The organism is Nitrobacter sp. 62-23 (assembly GCF_001897285.1).
Lineage (GTDB): Bacteria > Pseudomonadota > Alphaproteobacteria > Rhizobiales > Xanthobacteraceae > Nitrobacter.
On the sequence record NZ_MKSM01000010.1, the window covers coordinates 1 to 9,221 of the forward strand.

A 9,221-nucleotide genomic window follows, 5' to 3' on the forward strand; every position below is an offset into this window, starting at 1 on the left:
AAGACCAGATCGTCACCAAGTGGCGATTGCAGCCCGGCAAGATGCTGCTGGTCGACCTCGAACAGGGACGCCTCATTCCCGACGACGAGATCAAGGCTACTCTGGCGAACAGCCATCCCTATCGGGAGTGGCTCGGCCGCACCCAGATCCAGGTCGAGAATCTGCCGGACGCGCCGGTCAAGGCGACGCGTTCGAACCTGCCGTTGCTGGATCGCCAGCAGGCGTTCGGCTATTCGCAGGAAGACGTCAACATCCTGATGACTCCGATGGCGTCCATCGGCGAGGAAGCCTCGGGCTCGATGGGTAACGACACGCCGATCTCGGCGCTGTCGAGCCGGCCGAAGCAGCTCTTCACCTATTTCAAGCAGAACTTTGCGCAGGTGACCAACCCGCCGATCGATCCGATTCGTGAAGAACTGGTGATGAGTCTCGTCTCGATCATCGGGCCGCGGCCGAACCTGTTCGATCTCGAAGGACTCGCCTCCACCAAGCGTCTTGAGGTGCATCAGCCGATCCTCACCGACGCCGACCTCGAGAAGATCCGTTCGATCTCCGATGTCGCGGACTCGCACTTCGTCTCGCGCACCCTGGACATCACCTTCCACTCGGGCCACGGCGCGGCCGGCATGGAGCAGGTGCTCGACGAGCTTTGCGCGTGCGCAGAAGCTGCCGTGCGCGAAGGTGTCAACATCATCATCCTGTCCGACCGCATGGTGGGCACCGACCGGATTCCGATCCCCTCGCTGCTCGCCTGCGCGGCTGTGCATCATCACCTGATCCGCGTCGGATTGCGCACTTCGGTCGGCCTCGTCATCGAATCCGGCGAGCCGCGGGAAGTGCATCACTTCGCCTGCCTCGCCGGCTACGGCGCGGAGGCGATCAATCCCTATCTCGCGTTCGAGAGCATCATCGCGATGAAGGACCGCCTGCCCGGCAGCCTCGACGACAAGGAAATCGTCAAGCGCTACATCAAGTCGATCGGCAAGGGCCTGCTCAAGGTGATGTCGAAGATGGGCATCTCGACCTACCAGTCCTATTGCGGCGCGCAGATCTTCGACGCTGTCGGGCTGAAGGCCGAATTCATCGCCAAGTATTTCGCCGGCACGCACACCCGCATTGAGGGGGTGGGCCTTGCTGAGATCGCGGAAGAAACCGTGCGCCGGCATGCGGACGCGTTCGGCGACGTGCAGATCTACAAGACCGCGCTCGATGTCGGCGGCGAATACGCCTACCGCACCCGCGGCGAGGATCACGCCTGGACCGCGGAGTCGGTCGCTAACCTGCAGCACGCCGTGCGCGGCAATTCGCAGGAGCGCTATCGCGCGTTCGCGAAGATCCTCAACGAACAGTCCGAGCGGCTGCTGACGCTGCGCGGCCTGTTCAAGTTCAAGACCGCCGAGGATGAGAACCGCAAGCCTGTCGCCCTTGACGAGGTCGAGCCGGCCAAGGAGATCGTCAAGCGCTTCGCCACCGGCGCGATGAGCTTCGGCTCGATCTCGCGCGAGGCGCACACCACGCTCGCGATCGCGATGAACCGCATCGGCGGCAAGTCCAATACCGGCGAAGGCGGCGAGGAAGCGGACCGCTTCAAGCCGATGCCGAACGGCGATTCCATGCGTTCGGCGATCAAGCAGGTCGCCTCCGGCCGCTTCGGCGTCACCACCGAGTATCTCGTCAACTCCGACATGATGCAGATCAAGATGGCGCAAGGCGCCAAGCCTGGCGAAGGCGGACAGTTGCCCGGCCATAAGGTCGACGCCACCATCGCGCGCGTGCGCCATTCGACGCCCGGCGTCGGTCTGATCTCGCCGCCGCCGCATCACGACATCTATTCGATCGAGGATCTGGCACAGCTCATCTACGACCTGAAGAACGTCAATCCGCAGAGCCTGGTCTCGGTGAAGCTCGTCTCCGAAATCGGCGTCGGCACGGTCGCCGCCGGCGTCGCCAAGGCCCGCGCCGATCACGTCACCATCGCCGGTTTCGAGGGCGGTACCGGCGCAAGCCCCCTCACCTCGATCAAGCACGCCGGCTCGCCGTGGGAGATCGGGCTTGCCGAGACCCATCAGACGCTGGTGCGCGAGAGGCTGCGCTCACGCATCGCGGTGCAGGTCGATGGCGGCTTCCGCACCGGCCGCGACGTGGTGATCGGTGCCCTTCTTGGTGCAGATGAATTCGGCTTCGCCACCGCGCCGCTGATCGCCGCCGGCTGCATCATGATGCGCAAGTGCCATCTCAATACCTGCCCGGTGGGCGTCGCCACCCAGGATCCGGTGCTGCGCAAGCGCTTCACCGGCCAGCCCGAGCACGTCATCAACTACTTCTTCTTCGTCGCCGAGGAAGTCCGCGAGATCATGGCCCAACTCGGCTACCGCACCTTCAACGAGATGATCGGCCAGGTGCAGATGCTCGACCAGAGCGCGCTGGTGACCCACTGGAAGGCCAAGGGGCTCGACTTCTCGAGGCTATTCTACCGGCAGAAGGAAGCGCCCGGTCAGAAGATCTATCATGTCGAGGCGCAGGACCATCACCTCGACAAGATACTGGACCGCAAGCTGATCGCGGAGGCGAAACCGGCGCTCGACCGCGGCGCGCCGGTAACGATCGAGACCGCCATCAACAACACCGACCGCTCGGCCGGCGCGATGCTGTCAGGCGCGGTCGCGAAGGTCTACGGCCATGCCGGCCTGCCACTCGACACCATCCAGGTCCGCCTCAAGGGCACCGCCGGACAGGCGTTCGGCGCGTGGCTCTGTCGCGGCATCACCTTCGATCTCGAAGGCGAAGGCAACGATTATGTCGGCAAGGGCCTCTCCGGCGGACGCATCATCGTGCGTCCTCCGGCCAACTCCGGCATTGTGCCGGAGGAATCGATCATCGTCGGCAACACTGTGATGTACGGCGCGATCGAGGGCGAGTGCTACTTCCGCGGCGTCGCCGGCGAGCGTTTCGCCGTGCGCAACTCCGGCGCGGTCGCCGTTGTCGAGGGCGCCGGCGATCATTGCTGCGAATACATGACCGGCGGCATCGTCGTCGTGCTGGGCAAGACCGGGCGCAACTTCGCGGCCGGCATGTCCGGCGGCGTCGCCTACGTGCTTGACGAGGCCGGCGACTTTCCGAAGCTGTGCAACCTCGCGATGGTCGATCTCGAGCCGGTGCTGTCGGAAGAGATGATCAATGCCGGCACCTATCACCACAGCGGCGACCTCGAGGCGCACGGCCGGGTCGACGTGTTCCAGAACCTGCTGAACTCCGACGTCGAGCGCCTGCACGTTCTGATCACGCGCCACGCCAAGCTCACCGGATCCAGGCGCGCCGCCGACATCCTTGCGAACTGGAAGGCTTATCTGCCGAAATTCCGCAAGGTGATGCCGGTGGAATACCGCCGCGCGCTGAAGGAAATGAAGGCCAACGCGGACGCCGAACCGAAAATCGCGATCGGGGCGTAAGCCGGGCCGGCGTATTCCGGACGCTGCGCGCCACGAATGGTGCGCTGCTGATCCGGGGCCGTTGCGGGAATGGTCTGTGTGACGATCCCGGTTCTGCGAAGCGGCGTGTTGCGCCGCATCGCGCCCGGGACAACTGGATCAGAACGAGACGAACTTTAAAGGCATCAGGTCCGATGGGAAAGATCACGGGTTTTCTGGAAATCGAGCGGCACGACCGCAAGTACGCGCCGGTCTCGGAGCGGGTGAAGAACTTCAAGGAGTTCGTGATTCCGCTGTCCGAGAAGGAGACGCGTGATCAGGCCGCGCGCTGCATGAATTGCGGCGTTCCCTATTGCCACGGCACCGGCTCGGTCGCGCCCGGCACGCCCGGCTGCCCGGTCAACAACCAGATCCCCGACTTCAACGACCTTGTCTATCGCGGCGACTGGGAAGAAGCCTCGCGCACACTCCACTCCACCAACAACTTTCCGGAATTCACCGGCCGCATCTGCCCGGCGCCGTGCGAAGCCTCCTGCACGCTCAACATCGACGACAATCCCGTCACCATCAAGACGATCGAATGCGCCATCGTCGATCGCGCATGGGAGAACGGCTGGCTGAAGCCGGAAATCGCGTCGCAAAAGACCGGCAAGAAAGTGGCCGTGGTCGGCTCCGGTCCAGCCGGCCTCGCCTGCGCGCAGCAACTCGCGCGCGCCGGTCACGAGGTGCATGTCTACGAAAAGAACGCCAAGGCCGGCGGTTTGCTGCGCTATGGCATCCCCGATTTCAAAATGGAGAAGCACATCATCGACCGCCGGCTGGCGCAGATGCAGGCCGAAGGCGTGATTTTCCATTACGGGAGCCCGGTCGGCGGCGGCTCGGCCGGCGCGATCGATCCGCAGCAGCTGGTCAAGGATTACGACGCGGTGGCCCTGACCGGCGGCGCAGAAGCTCCGCGCGATCTGCCGATCCCCGGCCGCGATCTCGACGGCATTCACTTCGCGATGGATTTCCTGCCGCAGCAAAACCGCCGCAACGGCAATGAAAAATTCGACGCGCCGGATATTCTCGCCACTGGCAAGCATGTGGTCGTCATCGGAGGCGGCGACACCGGCTCCGACTGCATCGGCACCTCGTTCCGGCAAGGCGCAAAGTCAGTGACGCAGCTCGAGATCATGCCTGCGCCGCCCGAGCATGAGAACAAGGCGCTGACCTGGCCGAACTGGCCGTTGAAGATGCGCACGTCATCGAGTCAGGCCGAGGGCGCCAAGCGCGACTACGCGGTGCTGACACAGAAGTTTTCCGGCACGAACGGCAAGGTATCCAGGCTGCATTGCATTCGCGTCGACGACAAATTCCAGCCGGTCGCCGGCAGCGAGTTCGAACTCGATGCCGATCTCGTGCTGCTTGCGATGGGCTTTGTGCATCCGGTGCATGAGGGCATGCTCACGACGCTCGGCCTCGAACGTGATCAGCGCGGCAACGTTCGCGCCAACATGCAGGACTATCGCACCTCGCTGCCCAAGGTGTTTTCGGCGGGCGACATGCGTCGCGGCCAGTCGCTGGTCGTCTGGGCGATTCGCGAAGGGCGCCTGTGCGCACGCTCCATCGACCAGACGCTGATGGGTACAACCACGCTGCCGCAGTGAGCCGCACGAAGCTGTTCTTTGCTGCGGTTACCGATCAAACCTCGATCATAACAGACGCAAACAACGCTCGCGTAGCTGTCGGGAGTTGCAGATAATTGCGTCGAGAATGTTGAACCTGTCCGGTCATCCACACGCGCAAACGTAACAGTGCACAGAGACAATCTGTGAATTGATCGTGATCCGCCGCACGTTACTCTCACGCCAAAGTGAGGGGGCGGCGAAAGTGGCGGCATCGCGTTGGATCGTTTTCTTGATCGTCGTCATCCCAACGCCGGGATGGGCGATGTCGCGTAGCGTCGCCGTCAGCGCCGGTTCTTTTTTCGCGGCCGCCGCACGTTGCGAGGAGCAAAGCCTGATCACGTCCGGTCAGACCGACGATCTCCTGAGAGCGCTGGCTCCTTATCTTTCCAAATCCGACAAGGCCAATATGGAGGTCGGCCGCACGCAGGGCGGGAAGGATTCGCAAGTGTTCGTCGAGTCCGAAAAAAAGTGGGTGAGCTTCACGCCCGATGTCGCGAGTTGCTACCGCGTGCAGGGCGTGCTCGACGACTACAGAATGCAACTCGGGGAATAAGATCGCGACAGACCTCATGTCCGCCGATCGACTTTCAAACGCAGGATTTCGTCGCGCGCGCTCACAACAAAGCCGGGCCAAGCGTTTTGGTGCGCGGCCCCGATCTATAGCGTTTTCAAGCGAAGTGGCTACCGGTTCGCGTCCAGAAAATTCTTCAATCAAGAACATAGAACTCCGCTTCTGATTCCATCAGAAGCGGAGAGGCTCTAGCGTGAGAACAGGTCCGAGAAAAACCCAGCCGGTCCGGAATTGCCGGGCGGACGCGATGCGGCGTGCGGTCTCGACGCCTGCTGGGAAGGTGGGGAAGTGCGGAATCCCGGTGATCCATCCGGACGGGCCTGTCCGGCGGAATGCGCCGCGCGCGGCTTCTTCGGCTGCGATGCCGGAGCCGGAGCGGAGTTATTCGTTGCAACCGGCGCGTCGGCCTTGGCTGGCTCAAGCCCGACCTCGCGGCGCGGCCAGACGAAATCGTCAGCGCGCCCGGCGGGCGCGGTCAACGGCTCGCCCTTTACCAAGGTTTGCGCCGCCAGCGCATCAATTGCGGCGGAATGGCTGCCGGGACCGCCGAGCAACTGGTCGCTTCCGACCGAGGACAGCGTCAACGGCACGATCGGTCCGGCGAGCGGACGCGGCGCAGGCTGTCCCGGCTTGACGTCGGTGTCGGGCGTGCCGGGTTCGGTAGGAATTGCAACCGGGCCGGACCGCGCCGCCAAAACGCGCGTGATCTCGCGCTCGACATAATGCGCGAGCTTGCGCGCGCCCGCTTTGGTGAAGTACACGCCGTCGTAAGAGCGCAGCCGCCGGATCTGGCCTTCAAAGTCCGGTCCCTGCTGGATGTAACGACCGCTCTCGTCGACGAAACCGTCCCAGATATCGACGTAGGTAATGCCCGCTTTGTCCGCGGCGGCGCGATAGAGCGAGTCGAGGTACAGCATGTCGGATGTCGATTTCGTCCCGCGCACCGCAGGCAGGCCGACCCAGAACACTGGCACGCCCTTTGACTTGAGGACCGCGATCATCTCATCGATCTTCCTGCTGTAGAGTTCGGCCCAGCGATCACTGTGGAACTCGGCGATGCCGTTGGGTGAGCGCGCGCTTTTCTCTCCGGTCGAAGGCGAATCGTCCTCGACGTCTTCGGGCGGCAATTCGGAATCCGCCTGCTTGTCGTCGGGCTTGGCGGAAACCGCATCCACCTTGTCGGTCTCCGTTTCTTTCTTGTTCGCGTCCTTCGTGTCCTTGCTCGCCTCCTTCTTGGCATCCTTCTTGTCGGTATCGGTCTTCTTCTTGTCCTCCGCCTTGCCGCTTTTCTCCTTCTCCAGCGCCTCGCGAATCGACACGCGGTCGTGCAGGCCGAGCATGACCACGATGGCTTCCGGCTTTTCGGCCGCAAGAATGGCCTTCGCCGCAGCCGCCCAATCCGCGGGTTCGCCCTTTGGCTGATAGTGAATAAGGCCGGAGACGGTCTTGTGCTTGCGGATCACGCCCATGTCGGGTGTTTCGCTCAAGGCATCTTCGAGACCGTAACCAAGCCAGTCGGCCATGGCGTCGCCGAGCACGACCACGTTGCGCTCGGGCACGGTGTCGCGTTTTTCAGGCGGCGGCGCGTGCGAATAATTTTCCGCCGGCCGCTGCTGGCGTTGCGGGCGCTGTTGCCTCGGCGGCGGTTCCTGAAAAGGGGAGAAGAACGGATTGTCGGAGCCGAACCAGCCCCCGCCTCCGCCGCGATGCGCCGGACGCTGCTGCTCGAATCCGAAATTGAAGAATTGCGCCGATGCCGGCGCGGCGATCAGCGTCGCAACGATGGCCAGCGCGATCAATGGCCCTCGCTCGGTCAGTCTGCGGAACAACGATTTCGGTCCGGGCATGTGCGCGATCGAAAAGAGAAGCTGGCAACGACTATAGCAGCAAAATCGGGCCGCAAGCAGGCGGCCTTCGCCTCACAAGCCGGGCATCGGCCCATGGCGTCAAGAGCACGGCAGGCGCGCCGTTTCAGGAGATCGATGCCGACTCCTGACGACCCTACCGCTGCCGCAGCCGTTCCAGCACGTCGGACGATGCAAATCCATCGGCCGGCGCCCCGATCGAGGCCTGGAAGCTGCGCAGCGCCTCCCGCGTCAGGCTGCCGAACTGGCCGTCGGGGGTTCCGCGATAGAAACCCCGCTGGACCAGAAGCTGCTGCAGTTCGAGCCGCTCGGCGCGGGACAACACGCGTTCCTGGCGCGGCCACGGCTGCACGAACGGCGCTCCGCCGCGCAGCCGGTCGGCAAAATGACCGATCGCCAGCGCATAGGCTTCCGCGGGGTTGTACTTCATGAACACCCGAAAGTTCTGCAACATCAGGAAGCCCGGCCCCTCGGCGCCGGCCGGCGCGAGCAGATAGGCCCGGTCCGCCGGATGCGGGAAGGCCTTGCCGCCGGCACGCCGGATGCCGAGATGCTCCCACTGCGCCAGTGTCATCGCCTTGGCGCGATCGGCCATCATGTAGTTGAAGTTGGCAGGCACCACGACCTCGTAGCCCCAGGTCTTGCCGGTCTGCCAGCCGTCCTTCTTCAGGTTGTTCGCGGTGGAGGCGATCAGATCGGCGGGGTCATCGACCACGTCGCGGCGGCCGTCGCCGTCGCCATCGACCGCGTAGCGCTTGAACGCCGTCGGCATGAACTGCGTGGGACCGAACGCGCCCGCCCACGAGCCGCGCATCTGCTCCGGCCGCAGGTCGCCGCGGTTGAGAATTTCGAGCGCCGACAGGAATTCGTCGCGGAAATAATTCTGGCGGCGGCCGATGCAGGCCAGCGTCGCGGTGGATTGCAGCACGCTGCGGTCGCCCATCTGGGTCGAATAGTTCGATTCAATGCCCCAGATCGCCGCAATCGCGTAGCGATCGACGCCATAGGCTTTCTCGACCGCATCGAATTGCGGCTTGTAGGTCGCAAGGATTTCCCGCCCGCGTGCAAGACGCGCATCGCTGACAAGAATATCCAGATAATCCCATATCGCCTTGGTGAATTCAGGCTGTGAATCCATCAGATCCATGATGCGCAGATCGGGCGACAGTCCCGCGGTGAAGCGTTCAAAATTCTCACGTGTGACGTGACGGCGCGCCGCATCCGGCCACATCGCGGCAACGCAGTTCGGGAAATTCGCTGCCGCCTGGCGGATCGCGCCCGCGGTCATGAGCGGATGGCCCGACGCCCCATCCTCGCCGCTCCATGGCAAGGCGGCCGAACTCGCGGGCTGCTTCGGGGCGGGTTGAACCTCCTGCGATCCACCGTGCGGCGCCAGGGACGCGCCCTGTTCGCGCTTTGCAAGCGAGCCGGTGAAGAGATTGTCGAGGAAACCCTGAATGCCGTTGCCGTTCGATGCCTGCGCGCGCACCTCGGCGGGCAGCGCGGGCACCGCAAGCGTCACGATCGCCGCCGCCATTGCTATTCCGCGCATCCTGAACTGCATCGCCGTCGTGATCATGGCTGACCCATTTCGATGAGTATCCCCGATGTCAGGAGGCCCTGTCACGGTTTCCATCGGCTTAACGGATGGTCTTTTTTAAGGCGGGTGCGGAAATCGGTCGCGGTT

At 63.7% G+C, this 9,221-nt stretch carries 5 protein-coding genes; 3 read left to right on the plus strand and 2 right to left on the minus strand.

Features of this window, described 5'->3' with window-relative positions; genetic code table 11:
* From gltB to BGO16_RS01495, 3 genes are all read left to right on the plus strand, one after another.
* The coding region (gltB, locus tag BGO16_RS01485; RefSeq protein WP_292616564.1) for a glutamate synthase large subunit at window positions 1-3,449 on the plus strand (3,449 nt) is incomplete at its 5' end.
* 173 nt (window positions 3,450-3,622) lie between these two features.
* Window positions 3,623-5,077, plus strand: coding sequence for a glutamate synthase subunit beta (locus tag BGO16_RS01490; protein WP_292616566.1), 1,455 nt, complete (start codon window positions 3,623-3,625; stop codon window positions 5,075-5,077).
* A 175-nt stretch (window positions 5,078-5,252) separates the two neighbouring features.
* Window positions 5,253-5,651, plus strand: a complete 399-nt coding sequence (locus BGO16_RS01495; protein ID WP_292616627.1) for a hypothetical protein — start codon at window positions 5,253-5,255, stop codon at window positions 5,649-5,651.
* Between the two features lie 206 nt (window positions 5,652-5,857).
* Here BGO16_RS01495 and BGO16_RS01500 read toward each other — a convergent pair whose 3' ends face one another.
* Both BGO16_RS01500 and BGO16_RS01505 read right to left on the minus strand, forming a co-directional pair.
* Entirely contained in the window at window positions 5,858-7,516 is a 1,659-nt protein-coding gene (locus BGO16_RS01500; protein WP_292616570.1) for a DUF459 domain-containing protein, read from the minus strand.
* Between the two features lie 154 nt (window positions 7,517-7,670).
* Window positions 7,671-9,086: a lytic murein transglycosylase gene (locus BGO16_RS01505; protein WP_292616629.1), complete on the minus strand. Its 1,416-nt coding sequence runs from the start codon at window positions 9,084-9,086 to the stop codon at window positions 7,671-7,673.
* Window positions 9,087-9,221 lie beyond the last annotated feature (135 nt).

Bases quoted from the DNA above. Each gene is read 5' to 3' on its own strand.
- BGO16_RS01490 (WP_292616566.1), top strand. From the start codon at position 3,623: ATGGGAAAGATCACGGGTTTTCTGGAAATCGAGCGGCACGACCGCAAG.
- BGO16_RS01500 (WP_292616570.1), bottom strand. From the start codon at position 7,516: ATGCCCGGACCGAAATCGTTGTTCCGCAGACTGACCGAGCGAGGGCCA.
- BGO16_RS01505 (WP_292616629.1), bottom strand. From the start codon at position 9,086: ATGCGCGGAATAGCAATGGCGGCGGCGATCGTGACGCTTGCGGTGCCC.